Source organism: Kribbella pratensis, from assembly GCF_004366075.1.
GTDB lineage: Bacteria > Actinomycetota > Actinomycetes > Propionibacteriales > Kribbellaceae > Kribbella > Kribbella pratensis.
Genome location: NZ_SODU01000003.1, coordinates 122266 through 138002, shown reverse-complemented (window position 1 = coordinate 138002; position 15737 = coordinate 122266). Strand labels below are relative to the sequence as shown.

The window sequence follows — 15737 nt, the reverse complement described above, 5'->3', positions numbered from 1 at the left end:
CCCGAACAGAGACCGATTCGTAGCTTGCCCGCCGCAACCCCACCCCTGGTCGCCATCCCGCCACGCACCGTGACGGTGCCGTCAGGGGGTGGGTTCTACGTGGGTCGGGTCGAGGACGCGGCGGAGGAAGGTGCGGGTGCGCTCCTCCTTGGGGTTGCCGATCACCTCGGCGGGCGGTCCCTGCTCGACGATCACGCCCGCGTCCATGAACACCACCCGGTCCGCGACCTCGCGCGCGAACGCCATCTCGTGGGTGACGACGAGCATCGTCATACCGTCGAGCGCGAGCTTGCGCATCACCGTGAGCACGTCGCCGACCAGCTCCGGGTCGAGCGCGGACGTCGGCTCGTCGAACAGCATCAGCGCCGGGTCCATCGACAGTGCACGGGCGATCGCCACCCGCTGCTGCTGGCCGCCGGACAGCTGCATGGGATAGGCGGTCACCTTCTCGTTCAGGCCGACTCGATCGAGGTTGGCCCGGGCGATCTGCTCGGCCTCGGCCTTCCCGCGTTTCAGGACGCTCGTCTGCGCCACCGTGCAGTTGGCCAGCACCGAGAGATGCGGGAACAGGTTGAACTGCTGGAACACCATCCCGATCTGCTGCCGAGCGGCGTCGAGGTGGCAGTCCCGGTCGGTGATGTCCTCGCCGCGGACGAAGACCTCGCCTACCTCCGGTACCTCGAGCAGGTTGACGCACCGCAGCAGGGTCGACTTGCCCGAGCCGGACGGCCCGATCACACAGACCACCTCGCCCTGCTCGACGGTGAAGTCGATACCGCGCAGGACGTGGTTGCTGCCGAACGACTTGTGCAGGTTCTTGATCTCGACCAGTGCCATCAGTGTGCCCTCGCAGCCTTGGCCTCCAGCCAGCGGACCAGCAGGCCGAGCGGCAGGGTGATGACCAGGTAGCAGAAGCCGGCGGTGACGAGCGGGGTCAGGTTCGACTCGGTGTTGGCCAGGTCCCGGCCGAAACCCGTCAGCTCGTACGCCGCCGCGGAGGTGCCGATGATGAAGACCAGCGACGAGTCCTTCACCAGCAGGATCAGGTCGTTGGCCAGTGGCGGCAGCACGATCCGGAACGCCTGCGGCAGCACGATCTTGCGGGTCGCGACGCCGGCGGGCATGCCCAGTGACCGGGCGGCCTCGATCTGCCCCTTCGGAACCGCCTGGATGCCGGCCCGGATCACTTCGGCCATATAGGCGGCGGCGACGATGCCGAGGGCCAGCCACACTGTGCCGTAGGGGTCGAGCGGGATCACCAGGTCGGCGAACGCCAAGGGCAGCAGGCTGAAGGCCACGAACACGACAATCGCCGGCAGTCCGCGGAAGAACTCGATGTAGGCCGTCGCGAACCACCGGTACGGCGCGACCCGGCTGAGCCGCATCAACGCGAGCAGGGTGCCGCCGAGCAGGCCGATGACGAAGGCCCCGGCCGTGTACTCGATGGTCTTCAGGAACGCTCCGGGCAGCCCGCTGGTGAACGCGGACTTCACGAACTCCGGTTTGAAGAAGACGCTGGCGATCTGGCCCCAGTTCGCCGTGAAGGCCGCCACCACGACGATGACGATCAGGACGGCGTACTGGATGCCGCGCGAGCGCTGGGCGCGTTGCCGCGGGCTGAGCCCGCGGCGCTTCTCGACTACCGCGTCGCTGACCGTCACTTCTTCGGCTCCACCCCGAACCACTTCTTGAAGATCTGGTTGTAGGTGCCGTCGGACTTGGCCTTGGCCAGCAGTTCGTTGAACCTGGTCAGCAGCTTGGTGCCGCTGGGGTCGTCCTTCTTGGCCGCGAAGCCGTACTGCTCGCCGGTGTTGAACTCGGCCGTCACCTCGGTGTCCGGGTTGCCCTGGACGAAGTTGTACAGCGCGCCGTTGTCGTTGATGGCGGCGTCGACGCGGCCCGACTTGACGTTGTTGGTCTGCAGGGCGAGATCGTTGAACACCACGACCTCGAAGCCGATCTTCTTCGCCGCCGCCTCGGCGTAGTCCTTGCCCGTGGTGTCGGCCTGGACGCCGACCTTCTTGCCCTTCAGGTCATCGAGCGACTTGTACGGCGCACCCTTCTTCACCAGCAGCACCTGGGTCGCGTCCATGTACGGGTCGCTGATCCCGATCGCGGCCTTGCGCGACGCGTTGATCGTCATGGCGCCCATGCCCATGTCGCACTTCTTGGCCTGGTAGGCGGCGCCCGACGTGACCTGGGCCCACTCGATGCTGATCACTTCCTGCTCCACGCCGAGATCCTTGGCGAGCAGGTCGATCAGATCGACGTCGAAGCCGACCACCTTGGTGCCCTCCTTGTACTCGAAGGGCTTGTACGACAGGTGCGTGCAGACCGTCAGCTTGCCGGGCTTCACCAGAGTGATGCCGGCCGCTTTCGCTTTGTCCTCGCCTCCTCCACCGCTGTCCGAGCCGTTGCCGCAGGCAGAGATCGCGAGCGCGAACACCGCCACCGAGGCAGCGGTTACGGTGAGGCGACTGTTGCGGAGGGTGGAGACGATATTCATCGCTGGTACTCCTCGACACTGGTTGTGGAACGCCGGCCCCGGACAGCACTCGGGCCGGATTCCTCGCATCCTGACACAGCAAGCAGGTACGTGGCGGCTGTCGACTCCCGACGAGACTCGATCGTCACCGTCGCAGGCTCCTGTGGTGGCCCTCACAGAGCAGACCAGTGGGCCTGTGGTTTACTCGTAGGCACGGGTGACCCCCGAGTGGCAACGGCGGTGCTCGACGCACCCGAACGGACCGCCTTGTGCCCCCACTCCTCTGTAGACGCCTGCCCATCCTCGCGGTGGGCCGCTTTGCTTTTCCCGATGAAGGGTCATTCATGGTTGCCGAACTGCTCCCGTCCGAGACCGGCTCCGACCGCGCCGCACCCGATCCGTTCGGCGGCGACCCGGTGTTCAAGCTGCACCTGGGCGGCAAGATCGAGGTGACGTCCTCGGTCAAGGTCACCAACGCCGACGAGCTCTCCCAGGCGTACACCCCCGGCGTCGCCCGGGTCTGCACCGCGATCGCCGAGGACCCGTCGCTGGTCCGGCGCTACACCTGGAAGTCGAACGTGGTCGCGGTCGTCACCGACGGCACCGCGGTCCTCGGCCTCGGCGACATCGGTCCGGCCGCGTCGCTGCCGGTGATGGAGGGCAAGGCCCTGCTGTTCAAGGAGTTCGGCGGCGTCGACTCGGTGCCGATCGCGCTGGACTGCACCGACGTGGACGAGTTCGTCGACACGGTCGCGCGAATGGCGCCGTCGTTCGGTGGGATCAACCTCGAGGACATCTCCGCGCCGCGCTGCTTCGAGATCGAGCGCCGGCTGAAGGAGCGGCTGGACATCCCGGTCTTCCACGACGACCAGCACGGTACGGCGGTCGTCGTACTCGCCGCGCTCCGCAACGCGCTGCGAGTCACCGGGAAGTCGATCTCCGACATCCGCGTGGTGATCTCCGGGGCCGGTGCTGCCGGGGTCGCGTGTGCCCGGATCCTTTTGCAGGCAGGGGTCGGCGACCTCGCGGTGGTCGACAGCAAGGGCGTGCTGCACGAGGACCGTGCCGACCTGAACCCGGTGAAGCTGTCGCTCGCCCGGGACACCAACACCGGCGGGATCTCCGGCCGGCTGGTCGACGCGCTTGCGGGGGCGGACCTGTTCCTCGGCGTCTCCGGCGGAACCGTCCCGGAGGACGCCGTCGCGCAGATGGCCGACGACGCGATGATCTTCGCGCTGGCGAACCCGAACCCCGAGGTGCATCCGGACATCGCGCACCGGCACGCCGCGGTGGTCGCCACCGGTCGCTCCGACTTCCCGAACCAGATCAACAACGTGCTGGCCTTCCCCGGTATCTTCCGCGGCGCCTTCGATGCGAATGCCTCCCGCATCACCGAAGGCATGAAACTCGCCGCCGCCGACGCCCTGGCCGGCCTGATCACCGAGTCGGACCTGCGCCCCGACTACATCATCCCGTCGCCCTTCGACGAGCGGGTCGCGCCGGCGGTCGCGGCGGCCGTGGCCGCCGCTGCCGTGTCGGACGGGGTCGCCCGGCCCTGAGGTCTCAGGTCCTGCCTGTCACCAGACAGGACCTAGCTGCGGACCACCATGCGCTCCCACCAGCGCGCGGCGCGGTTCAGCATGTCGGCGTCGTGGCCCCCGGACTGCACGTACCCGGTCATCGCCAGCCGTGAGTAGACCGCCGACATCGCGCCGCGCCCGGAGCCGTCGTACCAGCCGTCGCGACGGACCGGGTCGTCGCCGGTGCCTGGGAACGTGGTCCGTTCCAGGTCGAGCCAGGGGAAGTCCGCGGCGACCGGGAGCTGCGTGGCCTCGATGAACCGGTGCGTGTACCGGACCTTCTCCTCCAGCCCGAGCCAGAACAGGCCGGGCGCGAGGACGGACCGCGGGGGAGTACCGCGCCAGTACGCCGTCTGCCAGGCCGGCGACTGCGGCACCATGACCAGGCTGTCCCGGACGGCCTGCAACGTCGTACCCATCTGGGCGATCGCGTTGGGTGACCATCCGTAGGTGATCAGGTACGGGTGCTCGCCGGTCTCCTCGCCGATCTGGTACGTCGCACCGTCCAGCGGGAATCCGGCCGGCGCACCGGCGTAGACCAGTTCGGGATCGATCTGGGTGGTGCCGAGCAGGTGGCGGGTCCCGGAGGCAGCGGCATTGTTGTACGCCGTGGAATGGAACCGGCCGTACCCGAGGGCGAGTGCGCGGACCGCGGCGTACTGGTCCAGCGACAGCATCGCGGGCGCCCAGTGTTCGACGTCCCAGGTACCCATGTTGCCGTCGTCACCGGCCACGAAGTGCGGGAAGGCGCCGACGTACCGGTCGTTGCGGAACAGTTGGACGGCCTCCTGACGGGTGTACTGGAGGGCCGCCAGACGATCCAGGATCGCGCGCGCCGCGGTGTCGGCCGCCTGGATGCGCGCCGGGTCGCCGGAGCGCTGCTCGAGGTACCGCGCGTACCCGACCAGGAGTTCGGCGCGCCCGCTCAGGGTCCGGATGTCGCCGCTGCGCAACACCGTGTCCGGGCGGGTTGCGTACAGGTCGAAGAGCGAGGTCAGGTACCTGTCCAGGTTGGCTTGCAGTCGCGCATCGCCTTGCAGATAAGGGCTCCGCAGCATTTGCAGGGCGATATCGGTGTTCATGTGGTTCGGACGCTGCCGCAGGATGTAGTCGAGCAGTTCGTCGACGGTACGACGCTGATCCGGCTCGCCGGTCACGTCGTAGATCGCCGCCAGCGCGGCGAAGGCGTGCGTCGCACCCTCGAACCCGGGACTGGTGGAAGCACCGTCCGCGGTGATCTGGAGATAGGCGCCGGCGACCTCCGAGGTGGTCGCGGCAGGAGCCGGGGCGGCTGGTCCGATCAGCAGGGCGGCGGTCACGCCCGCGGTCACCAGAGCGCGGAACATCGGTCCTCCTCAGGGGAATTACGGTCAGGGCCGTTAATCGCGGATCAAACCACACCGTCGCCCCGCTGACCAGATCTCGCGGCCCGCGGGCGTGAAGTCGGTAACTGACGTGGTGCGGACCAGCGCCTAGGGTGGTTCGCATGCTTGCTGCTTATGCCGCGAAGTTCGATGCCGACAACCCGATCGCCGCGCTGGAGGTGGGGGAGCGGCCCGATCCGGCGGTGCCCGAGGGGTGGGTGACGATCGACGTACGGGCGACTGCGCTCAACCATCACGATCTGTGGTCGTTGAAGGGGGTCGGGCTGGCCGAGCAGAGTCTGCCGATGATCCTCGGGTGCGACGCGGCGGGCGTGGACCCGGACGGGAACGAGGTCGTCGTGCACGCGGTGGTCTCGGACCCGGCGTGGAAGGGCGACGAGACGCTCGACCCGAAGCGGTCGCTGCTGAGCGAGCGGTACCAGGGCACGCTGGCGCAGAAGGTCGCCGTACCGGCGCGGAACGTCGTACCGAAGCCGGCCGGGATGAGTTTCGAGCAGGCTGCGTGCCTGCCGACGGCGTGGCTGACGGCGTACCGGATGTTGTTCACGCAGTCGGGGCTGAAGCCGGGTGACACGGTCCTCGTGCAGGGCGCGGGTGGTGGCGTGGCGACGGCGCTGATCACGCTGGCGCGGGCCGCCGGGATCCGCGTGTGGGCGACAAGCCGGGACGAGGGCAAGCGGGCCAAGGCGGTCGAAATCGGGGCGCACGACGCGTTCGAGTCGGGCGCGCGGCTGCCGGAGCGGGTCGACGCGGTGATGGAGACGGTCGGGCAGGCCACGTGGTCGCACTCGCTCAAGTCGCTGAAGCAGGGCGGCACGCTGGTGATCTCCGGCGCGACCAGCGGTCAGGCGCCGAAGTCCGCCGAGCTGAACCGGATCTTCTTCCTGCAGCTCCGTGTACAGGGCTCGACGATGGGCACCCGGACCGAGCTCGCCGAGCTGGTGCAGTTCATGGCGAACGCCGGCATCTCGCCCCACATCGACACGGTCCTGCCCCTCACCGAGGCCCGCACCGGCTTCGAGAAGATGAATGCGGGCGACGTCTTCGGCAAGATCGTTTTTACTGTCTGAATGCAACCCGAGATCAGGCCGGCCACGGTTGAGGACGCCGAGGCCGGCGCGTGGCGTCATCTGTTGTGCTGGCGGGAGGCGTACGCCGATCTGGTGCCGGCCGATCTCCTGCTCGAGCGGACGTCCGACATCGACCGTCGTACCGAGCGCTGGGCGACCCGGCTGGGCGCGGGGGACACGCGCTGGATTGCGCTGAACCCGGATCCAGCTGCTTTGTCGCAGGACCGGGTGGTCGGCTTCGTCGGCACCGGGCCGGGGCGCGACGAGGACGGGCCGGTCGCGTTCGAGCTGGAGGCGATCTACACCCGGCAGGCGTACTGGAAGACCGGCCTCGGCGGCCGGCTGTTCGACGTTGCTGTGGGCAAGCAGCCGGCGTTCCTGTGGGTCTTCGAGGGGAACGAGCGGGCGCTGCGGTTCTACCGCCGGAACGGGTTCGAGCCGGACGGCGTCCGCAAGCACGACCCGTACTTCGACCTGTGGGAGATCCGGCTGCTCCGGAGGTAGTGCCAGCGGCACACCTGTGACACTTAACCGGTGTGACGTTTCACGGCTGAAACATTCGCGTCGCACCGGGGCAACGCGACGGGGTCACTCTGTTCCTACGATCCGCCCGATCGACGAGGAGCGATGAAGCCCATGAGGCCCACTTTGACGGTGATTGTTGACCCGGCCGACAACTGGATGACGAAGGCCGCGTGTGTCGGTCAGGCGCCGTCGTACGACGAGACGGCCAGCTCGTGGGAGCAGCGCAAGGCCCAGGCCATCTGCCTGACGTCGTGCCCGGTGATCGAGGAATGCCGGGAGTGGGCGCGCCGGACCAAGTTCACAGGCACCGCCGCGGGCGAGAAGTTCCTCGCCGGCCGCCGCCGCGGCCGCCCCGGCCCGCAGGAACGCCGTACCCGCCCCATCATCGAAGAGCAGCAGGCCAGCTAGACCTTGACGAGCTCGTCGGCGCGGTCCGCGTCGGCGGGCTCTGCAGAGGTACGCCGGAACGGGGCCAGGATCGTCGGCACCAGCTGCTTGCGGTTGTGGATCGCCGCGCCGACCGCGAGCGCCAGGTAGATCGCGCTGATCACGTAGCGCCCGGTCTGACCCGGTACGGCGAACTGGATCGCGAACAGGCCCAGCAAGGCCCACGCCGCCCACCGGGGGAAGCGCAGGTTCAAGAGGATCGCAAGTCCGAGCAGCGTCTGCGTGGCGGTGAGCAGGAACTCCTCGATCTGCCGGCCGTCCAGGTGCAGCGCGGCACCGCCGCCACCGATCCCGTAGGCGATCGGCAGGCTCCCGATCAGCAGCGTCCACTGGTTCACCTTGGCCGAGATCAGCAGACCCAGTGCCGCGGCGCCCTTGCCCCGCCACGCGAACAGCAGCGCCACGATGAACTCAGGCGCCTCGGACGCCAGCGGAGCCAACCATTGGACCAGCAGGAACTGGTCGATCCCCAGCGCCTGACCGCCCTGGACGAGCGAGTCCGCGAACGGCTCCGCGGCCGCCAGGATCACCCCTGCCGAGACCAGGAACATCCCGGTCACGGTGATCCGGCGCTGGAGCTTCGGCAGTGCGCCGATCGTCGCCGCCGGCCCGATCAGGTCCGGCTCGTCGTCATGCTCCGACGTCGCCGCCCGGTACAGGTAGAACGCGAAGAACGCGAGCAGCAGGATCCCCAGCAACAGGTGGATCTCGCCGGTCACCGGGATCACGAACGCGACCACGCCGGCGACAGCGAGGAAGCCCAGCTCACGCCGGTACCCGGTCTCCAGCACGAGCGCCTTGACCGAGCGTCCGCTCCGCCGCGAAGCGACGTACAGGCTGATCAGGACGACGCTGGACCAGCCGAGGCCGAGCAGCAGCCGGTTCGATCCGGTCATGTTGGCGGCGGCGTACTGCACGTACTCCGGGTGCGAGCCGGCGGTGTGCGCGAAGTAGAGGTCGACCGCGTACTCCGGCAGGACGGCGATGACCGCGAGCAGCGCGATCGCCAGACCGCCGGAGATGTCCATCTCCGCCGCTTCCGCCGCCCAGGCCAGCACGAACGATGCGGCGACCACGGCGAGACCGAAGATCAGGATCGACGCGAGCGCCGGCGGATGGGTGCCGGTGACCCGGAGGGCGACCGCGGGGATCGCCACCAGGAGCAGCAGCAGAACAGGGCGGAGAGCTCGGAACACGCCTTCCAGCCTGCCACCGTTTCGATACTTTCGCAATTGCGAAAGTATGAGACCGTGGTCACCACGGCACGCCGGGCTGCCCGGAGACCGCCGGAGCGGTCACAATGACTGCGCGATGACCAACCCTGAACCGACGAAGGCGCAGCTCGATTCCGCCGCGGGCACCTTCGCCATGCTCTCCGCTCCGGTCCGGCTGCACCTTGTGTCGCTGGCCGCCCAGGGGGAGTACGACGTCGGCACCCTGGCGGAGCGGGTCGGCGTCAGTATCGCCACCGCCAGCCAGCACCTCGGCAAGCTCCGCCTCGCCGGCATCATCACCGCCCGCCGCGAAGGCCGCCGCCACATCTACACCGTCGACGACCCCCACGTCCTGAACCTGGTAGACCAAATCTTCGAACACATCGCCCCCGACGGCACGCTGGCCCCCGACCCACCCCGCCGCACAAGACCACCCCACACGGACTGAACTGGGCCTGCGTGCATGCAGAACCGTGCTCAAGCGGGTGCAACGAGCCGGTTAGGGCCATTTGTGTATGCGCGGGTTCACAACACGTGCCGCAGGTACCGTTCGGGTGCCTGGAGGTAGGCCTTCCAGTTTTGGACGAGTTGGAGGTCTTCCCAGGTTGTGCGGCGGATGCCCCAGTCGCCGACTTCGAGGATGGTCGCGCCGGGGAGGGCGGCGATCACGGGGGAGTGGGTGGCGCAGAGGACCTGGGAGCCGGACTCGGCTAGACGGTTGAGTACGCCGACGACCGCCAGGCTGCTGGAGAACGAGAGGGCGGACTCGGGCTCGTCGAGGCAGTAGAAGCCTTGGCGGGTGAAGCGGTCGTTGATCAGGGTCAGGAAGCTCTCGCCGTGGCTCAGCTCGTGAAAGACCGGGTCCTCGCGAACATGGCTCGGGTTCTGCTCCAGGTACGTGTAGAAGCCGTGCATCGTTTCCGCGCGGAGGAAGAACCCGGCGCGCTTGCCGCCGACGCCGCGGGTCAGTTGGAGGTCGTCGGCGAGTGACGACTCGGTTGCCCGGGTGGTCAGCCGGGCGCCGGTGGAGCCGCCCTCGGGGGACAGGCCGAAGGCGACCGCGATCGCCTCGACCAGGGTGGATTTACCGGCGCCGTTCTCGCCGACCAGGAACGTGACGCCGGGCTCGAGGTCCAGGCCGTCGGTCAGCAGTTGGCGGACGGCGGGGATCGTGTGCGGCCAGCGTCCGGACGCGCGAATGCCCTCCGCCGCGGCAACCCGTCGTACGGGCTGGGAAGCGAAGGGCATTCACTCAGGCTAGAGGGCTAGAGGATCAGTCGTCCTCGTCGTCCAAGCGGGCCAGCCAGGTGGCGAACCGCTCGATCGGCGTCTCGAACTCCGGGTTCAGGTCGACGAACTCGCGCAGCCGTTCGGCCACGAAAGCGAGCGTGACGTCCTCCTCGCCACGCCGCTTCTCGAGTTCCTCGATCCCGCGGTCGGTGAAGTACACGTCAGCTGAACGCCTGCTTCAGCAGGGTCGCCTGCTCGGTGCCGTGCACACCGTGCGAGCCGACCGCCGGGGCGGACATGGCCGGCCGGGACACCCGGTAGAACGGCTTGCCGCCCAGGTGCTCGGTCAGGTTCAGCGCCATGAACGGCCACGGGCCCTGGTTCGCCGGCTCGTCCTGCACCCAGCGGATCTCGGTCGCGTTGCCGTACTTCGCCAGCTCGGCGACGATCTCGTCGGCGGGCAGCGGGTAGAGCTGCTCGACCCGGACGATCGCGGTGCTGATCTTGTCCGGCTCGACCTTCTTCCGCTCCGCGAGCAGGTCGTACACGATCCGGCCGGAGGCCAGGATCACCCGCTCGACTCCCGCCGCGTTCGCCTCGGCCTCGGCGTCGCCGAGCACCGGCCGGAAGGTGCCGTGGGTCAGCTCCTCCGGCTGCGACACCGCCTCCTTGCGCCGCAGCAGCTGCTTCGGCGTGAAGACGATCATCGGGACGTGCTCCTCGCCGAGCGTGTGCCGGCGGAGCAGGTGGAAGTACGACGCCGGGGTCGACGGCTGCGCCACTGTCATCGCGTTCTCGGCGCAGAGCTGGAGGAACCGCTCGATCCGGGCCGAGGTGTGGTCCGGGCCCTGGCCCTCGTAGCCGTGCGGCAGCAGCAGTACGACGCCGGACTTCTGGCCCCACTTCGCCTCACCGGACGAGATGTACTCGTCGATGACCGACTGGGCGCCGTTCACGAAGTCGCCGAACTGCGCCTCCCACAGCACGAGTGCCTCCGGCCGCGCCACGGAGTACCCGTACTCGAAGCCGAGTGCGGCGTACTCGCTGAGCAGCGAGTCGTAGACGTAGAAGTTCCCCTGACCCTCGTCCAGGTGCTGCAGCGGGACGTGGTCCTGCCCGTTGACCCGGTCGATGACGGCGGCGAACCGCTGCACGAACGTGCCGCGGCGGCTGTCCTGACCGGCGAGCCGGACCGGGCGCCCGTCGAGCAGCAGCGAGCCGAAGGCGGTGATCTCCGCGCTGGCCCAGTCGAGCGGGCCCTCGGTGATCGCGTGCGCCCGGCGCTGCAGCTGCGGCTGCACCTTCGGGTGCACGGTGAAGCCGTCGGGCAGCGTGGTGTACGCGTCGGCGATCTTCTTCAGCATCTCGCGGCTGATCGCGGTCGCGTCCGGGCCGTCCGGCTTGTCCGGGTACTCCGGCGCGGTCACGTACGGCGGCGGCGTGTCCGGCTCGTTCTTCGCGTCGCGGACCTCTGCGAACACCCGCTCCAGCCGCTGCTGGAAGTCCTGCATCGCCTGCTCGGCCTCTTCGATCGTGATGTCGCCACGACCGATCAGGGCCTCGGTGTACAGCTTGCGGACCGAGCGCTTCTGCTCGATCAGGTCGTACATCAGCGGCTGGGTGAAGCTCGGGTCGTCGCCCTCGTTGTGACCGCGGCGGCGGTAGCAGACCAGGTCGATGACGACGTCCTTGTTGAACGCCTGCCGGTACTCGAAGGCCAGGTCCGCGACCCGGATGCAGGCCTCGGGGTCGTCGCCGTTCACGTGGAAGATCGGCGCCTGCACCATCCGGGCCACGTCGGTGGAGTACATCGACGAGCGGGACGAGGCCGGCGAGGTGGTGAAGCCGACCTGGTTGTTCACGATCACGTGGATCGTGCCGCCGGTCCGGTAGCCGCGCAGCTGGGACAGGTTCAGCGTCTCCGCGACCACGCCCTGGCCGGCGAAGGCCGCGTCACCGTGCACCAGCACCGGCAGCACCGGGAACGCCGCGCCGCGGTCCAGGATGTCCTGCTTGGCCCGGACGATGCCCTCGAGCACCGGGTCGACGGTCTCCAGGTGCGACGGGTTCGCCGCCACCGAGACCTTGATCTTGTCGCCGAACTCGGAGACGAACTCGCCCTCGGCGCCCAGGTGGTACTTGACGTCACCCGACCCCTGCACGGTCCGCGGGTCGATGTTGCCCTCGAACTCGCGGAAGATCTGGCCGTACGACTTGCCGACGATGTTCGCCAGCACGTTCAGCCGGCCGCGGTGCGCCATTCCGATCGCGACCTCGTCCAGGCCGGCGCCGGCGGCTTCCTCGCAGAGCTCGTCGAGCAGCGGGATCGTGGTCTCCGCGCCCTCGAGCGAGAAGCGGCGCTGACCGACGTACTTGGTCTGCAGGAAGGTCTCGAACGCCTCGGCCTCGTTCAGCTTGGCCAGGATCCGCAGCTGCTCCTCGCGCGGCGGCTTGGTGTGCGGCCGCTCGACCCGCTCCTGGATCCACTTGCGCTGCTCGGGGTCCTGGATGTGCATGTACTCGATACCGGTGGTCCGGCAGTACGAGTCGCGCAGGATGCCGAGGATCTCGCGGAGCTTCATGAACCGCCGGTCGTTGCCGCCGAACGAGCCGGTGGCGAACTCACGGTCCAGGTCCCACAGCGTCAGGCCGTGGGTGGCGACGTCGAGGTCGGGGTGGCTGCGCTGCTTGTACTCCAGCGGGTCGGTGTCGGCCATGATGTGGCCGCGCACCCGGAACGCGTGGATCAGCTCGAGGATCCGGGCCTGCTTGCTGATGTCCTCCTCGTGGCTGTGCGGGAGGTCGGCGGCCCAGCGGATCGGCTCGTAGGGGATCCGCAGCGACTGGAAGATCTCGTCGTAGAAACCCTCCTGGCCGAGCAGCAGCTGGTGGATCCGGCGCAGGAACTCACCCGACTGCGCGCCCTGGATGATCCGGTGGTCGTACGTCGAGGTCAGCGTCATCACCTTGCTGACCGCGAGCTTGGCCATCGTCTCCTCGGCCGCGCCCTGGTACTCCGACGGGTACTCCATCGCGCCGACGCCGACGATGCAGCCCTGGCCGGTCATCAGCCGCGGCACCGAGTGCTGGGTGCCGATCGTGCCCGGGTTGGTCAGGCTGATCGTGGTGCCCTGGAAGTCCGGCAGCGCGAGCTTGTTGTCGCGGGCCCGGCGGACGATGTCCTCGTAGGCCATCCAGAAGTCGGCGAACGTCATCGTCTCGGTCGCCTTGATCGACGGCACCAGCAGCTGCCGGGTGCCGTCCGGCTTCTGCATGTCGATGGCCAGGCCGAGGTTGATGTGCGCCGGGTGGACCAGGGTCGGCTTGCCGTCGGTCTCGTCGTACGACGCGTTCATGTCCGGCAGCGTCTTCAGCGCCTTGACCAGCGCCCAGCCGATCAGGTGGGTGAAGGACACCTTGCCGCCGCGGGCGCGCTTGAGGTGGTTGTTGATGACGATCCGGTTGTCGATCAGCAGCTTGACCGGCACCTGGCGAACGCTCGTCGCGGTGGGGACCGTGAGGCTGGTCTCCATGTTCTGCGCGGTCCGCGCCGGGGCGCCGCGCAGGATCAGCCGCTCGGACTCCGCGCTGGTCGCGGGGGCGGGCTTGGGCTGTGCGCTGGGCGGCTGGTTCACCGTGCCTCCGGTCGGGGCGCCGGACGTGGCCGGTGCTTGCTTCGCTGCCGGCTGAGTCTGAGGTGCGGCTTCCTGCGCAGCGGCCGGGGTGGGCTGGGTCGCCGCGGTCGTGGCCGCGGGTGCGCTCGAGGCCGGCGCGGACGTCGCCGTACCGCGGCTCGGAGCCTCTGGGGTCTTGTTGTCGGACACCGCGTCCGGTCGAGGAGCGTCGGCCGGGGTGGTCTTCACCGGCGTCGCTTCACCTGGCTTGTACGTCTTGAAGAAGTCCAACCACGCCGGATCCACCGAATTCGGGTCCTGCTGGTACTTCTCGTACAGCTCGTCGACCAGCCATTCGTTCGCACCGAAGGCTGCTAGGGGATTGGTGTCTGATGGCTCGGTGGCCACTTGGCAGTTCGCCTCTTCCGATTTCGGGTCCGGTACCGCGGTTCGTCAATGCTGATGTTATGGGTGGTGTCCCAAGCAAAGGCTAATAGCAGGGGGACCACTTCCACAGCTCGGGACCACCGGACCAGTGTGTCCAGTGGTCGGGCTCTGGCGACCGGACCGATCGGCCCCTGAAACACTGCCCACCAAGGTGTTTCAGACCACATGTCGTCCTCTCACCGCCCGCCGACGCGGAGAGCAACGGCCATCGCTGCGGGACGCCTTGCAGAGGTGGCTTTCCGGCGGTCCGTCACGGCCGGTCGGTACGGCGTCCTGAGCGTGGCTGCCCACTGTATGCAGTTGTCCACTCGCCACCCGTGACGATCACGACCGCGCAGAAGTGTGGTCAACGTCACGCTCCGAATCAGTCCACCTGGGCATGATTGGCCTTCATCGGCTGGACAACCTCCGGACCAGCTTCAGGCCCGACCAGGTCGCGTCGATCGCGCACACCTTGACGTCGACGACACCGAGCGGCAGGGCCAGCTCGCGGATCCCGTTCTCGTCGAGATCGGTCGGCACCCCGGAGGACCGCTTCGGCCAGGCGGTCCAGATCATCCCGGCGGTCGTGGTCCTGGCGAGCAGGACCGGCAGCCGTTTCGTGAGCCGGGCCCGGTCCGGGCAGAACATCAGCACGACGTCGTACGGCGTACGTCCGGCCCGGCGCGCTACCGACGTACCGGGCGGAAGTCCTTCGACGACGAAACCGGCCGGGGCGTTGTCGAGCAGGACCAGATGGTCCGCCTTGATCCCGAGCTTGGCCGCGAGCGGCTTGCCCGAGTACCCCGGAGTGCTCATACGCGGATGTTAGGCGGTGTTCGGGCGTGCGGAGCTCTGGGGCGGTCGGCGCGGGTTGATGTACCTAAGAACAGGAGGTGGTGGGTGAAATCGGGCCGGCGGTGGGCTGCGTCAGGCGGGCGGGGTTCGTCGGGCGAGGACTACTACCTGTTCTTAGGCTCTGCTGGCGGCATACTGACGGGATGGCGTTGACGGATGAGGCGATCGTCAAGATCAAGGGGATGATCACCTCGGGGGAGCTCGGGCCGGGGGACCGGTTGCCGAAGGAGGCGGACCTCGCCGCCCGGCTGGGGTTGTCGCGGAACTCGCTGCGCGAGGCGGTCAAGGCGCTCACGCTCGTCAATGTGCTGGACGTGCGGCACGGCGACGGGACGTACGTGACCAGCCTCGACTCGGCGCATCTGCTCGACGCGCTCAACTTCATGGTCGACCTGCACCGCGACGACTCGGTGCTGCAGTTCTTCGAGGTACGGCGGTTGCTCGAGCCGGGCGTGGCGGCGCTGGCCGCGACGCGGATCAGCCCGGAACAGGTGACCGAACTTCGGCTGCTGACCAGTGACCTGGGACCGGATGCCTCGGTCGAGGAACTGGTCGCGAACGACCTGCGGTTCCATCGCGCGATCGCCGAGGCGACCGGGAACCAGGTGGTCTGCTCACTGCTCGACGGGATCTCCGGCGCGACCCAGCGGGCCCGGATCTGGCGTGGTGTCACGCAGGCGGGCGCGGTCGAGCGGACTCTCGCCGAGCACGCCGCGATCCTGGACGCCATCGAGATCCGCGACGCCGAGGCGGCCCGCGCCTGGATGACCGCCCACATAGCCGGCGTCGAAACCTGGCTCCGCAAGGCCTCCTAGCCCGCCTCCATTTCCCTGGCAGACCCAGCAATTTCCCTGGCAGACCCAGCAAATGGGGGGTTATCCACCCTGAACGCGGGTGTAGAAC

15 protein-coding genes are annotated in these 15737 nt (G+C 68.5%); 6 read left to right on the top strand and 9 right to left on the bottom strand.

Features of this window, described 5'->3' with window-relative positions:
• Nucleotides 1-81 precede the first annotated feature (81 nt).
• Genes EV137_RS24680 through EV137_RS24670 form a run of 3 tightly spaced genes read right to left on the bottom strand, consistent with a single transcriptional unit; the run spans nucleotide 82 to nucleotide 2506 of the window.
• Nucleotides 82-837, bottom strand: coding sequence for an amino acid ABC transporter ATP-binding protein (locus tag EV137_RS24680; RefSeq protein ID WP_134007296.1), 756 nt, complete (start codon nucleotides 835-837; stop codon nucleotides 82-84).
• Entirely contained in the window at nucleotides 837-1661 is an 825-nt protein-coding gene (locus EV137_RS24675) for an amino acid ABC transporter permease (RefSeq protein WP_134007298.1), read from the bottom strand. The genes EV137_RS24680 and EV137_RS24675 overlap by 1 nt, the downstream gene beginning before the upstream one ends.
• Nucleotides 1658-2506: an ABC transporter substrate-binding protein gene (locus EV137_RS24670; protein ID WP_134007300.1), complete on the bottom strand. Its 849-nt coding sequence runs from the start codon at nucleotides 2504-2506 to the stop codon at nucleotides 1658-1660. The genes EV137_RS24675 and EV137_RS24670 overlap by 4 nt, the downstream gene beginning before the upstream one ends.
• Nucleotides 2507-2829: 323 nt before the next feature.
• On the opposite strand from EV137_RS24670, the gene EV137_RS24665 reads away from it, so the two are divergent.
• Nucleotides 2830-4044, top strand: a complete 1215-nt coding sequence (locus EV137_RS24665; RefSeq protein ID WP_134130994.1) for an NAD(P)-dependent malic enzyme — start codon at nucleotides 2830-2832, stop codon at nucleotides 4042-4044.
• 32 nt (nucleotides 4045-4076) lie between these two features.
• Here the strand turns inward: EV137_RS24665 and EV137_RS24660 are convergent, their stop codons facing one another.
• Nucleotides 4077-5411: a hypothetical protein gene (locus tag EV137_RS24660; protein ID WP_134130993.1), complete on the bottom strand. Its 1335-nt coding sequence runs from the start codon at nucleotides 5409-5411 to the stop codon at nucleotides 4077-4079.
• A 140-nt stretch (nucleotides 5412-5551) separates the two neighbouring features.
• Between EV137_RS24660 and EV137_RS24655 the strand changes: the two genes are divergently transcribed.
• The 3 genes from EV137_RS24655 (at nucleotide 5552) to EV137_RS24645 (ending at nucleotide 7453) form a co-directional block, all read left to right on the top strand.
• Nucleotides 5552-6520 carry a zinc-binding dehydrogenase gene (locus EV137_RS24655; RefSeq protein ID WP_134130992.1) on the top strand — a complete coding sequence of 323 codons (969 nt, stop codon included), beginning with the start codon at nucleotides 5552-5554 and terminating at the stop codon, nucleotides 6518-6520.
• Entirely contained in the window at nucleotides 6521-7024 is a 504-nt protein-coding gene (locus tag EV137_RS24650; protein ID WP_134130991.1) for a GNAT family N-acetyltransferase, read from the top strand.
• 132 nt (nucleotides 7025-7156) lie between these two features.
• Nucleotides 7157-7453 (top strand): WhiB family transcriptional regulator, encoded by a 297-nt coding sequence (locus tag EV137_RS24645; protein WP_134130990.1) that lies wholly within the window; start codon nucleotides 7157-7159, stop codon nucleotides 7451-7453.
• On the opposite strand, the gene EV137_RS24640 is transcribed toward EV137_RS24645, so the two are convergent.
• Entirely contained in the window at nucleotides 7450-8688 is a 1239-nt protein-coding gene (locus tag EV137_RS24640; protein ID WP_134130989.1) for a calcium:cation antiporter family protein, read from the bottom strand. The genes EV137_RS24645 and EV137_RS24640 overlap by 4 nt on opposite strands.
• Before the next feature lie 115 nt (nucleotides 8689-8803).
• On the opposite strand from EV137_RS24640, the gene EV137_RS24635 reads away from it, so the two are divergent.
• The gene (locus tag EV137_RS24635) at nucleotides 8804-9154 is read left to right on the top strand and encodes an ArsR/SmtB family transcription factor (protein ID WP_134007314.1); all 351 of its coding nucleotides are present in this window, start codon (nucleotides 8804-8806) and stop codon (nucleotides 9152-9154) included.
• A gap of 77 nt (nucleotides 9155-9231) precedes the next feature.
• On the opposite strand, the gene EV137_RS24630 is transcribed toward EV137_RS24635, so the two are convergent.
• The 4 genes from EV137_RS24630 to EV137_RS24620 form a co-directional block, all read right to left on the bottom strand.
• Nucleotides 9232-9954, bottom strand: coding sequence for an AAA family ATPase (locus EV137_RS24630; RefSeq protein WP_134007316.1), 723 nt, complete (start codon nucleotides 9952-9954; stop codon nucleotides 9232-9234).
• Nucleotides 9955-9979: 25 nt separating this feature from the next.
• Entirely contained in the window at nucleotides 9980-10156 is a 177-nt protein-coding gene (locus EV137_RS40720; RefSeq protein WP_165546322.1) for a DUF6104 family protein, read from the bottom strand.
• A gap of 1 nt (nucleotide 10157) precedes the next feature.
• Nucleotides 10158-13958 (bottom strand): multifunctional oxoglutarate decarboxylase/oxoglutarate dehydrogenase thiamine pyrophosphate-binding subunit/dihydrolipoyllysine-residue succinyltransferase subunit, encoded by a 3801-nt coding sequence (locus tag EV137_RS24625; RefSeq protein ID WP_134007318.1) that lies wholly within the window; start codon nucleotides 13956-13958, stop codon nucleotides 10158-10160.
• Nucleotides 13959-14387: 429 nt separating this feature from the next.
• Complete coding sequence (locus tag EV137_RS24620) at nucleotides 14388-14795, bottom strand: DUF3052 domain-containing protein (protein WP_134007320.1); 408 nt, start codon at nucleotides 14793-14795, stop codon at nucleotides 14388-14390.
• 182 nt (nucleotides 14796-14977) lie between these two features.
• Here EV137_RS24620 and EV137_RS24615 point away from each other — a divergent pair, with 182 nt between their 5' ends.
• Nucleotides 14978-15649, top strand: coding sequence for a FadR/GntR family transcriptional regulator (locus EV137_RS24615; RefSeq protein WP_134007322.1), 672 nt, complete (start codon nucleotides 14978-14980; stop codon nucleotides 15647-15649).
• Nucleotides 15650-15737: the final 88 nt, after the last annotated feature.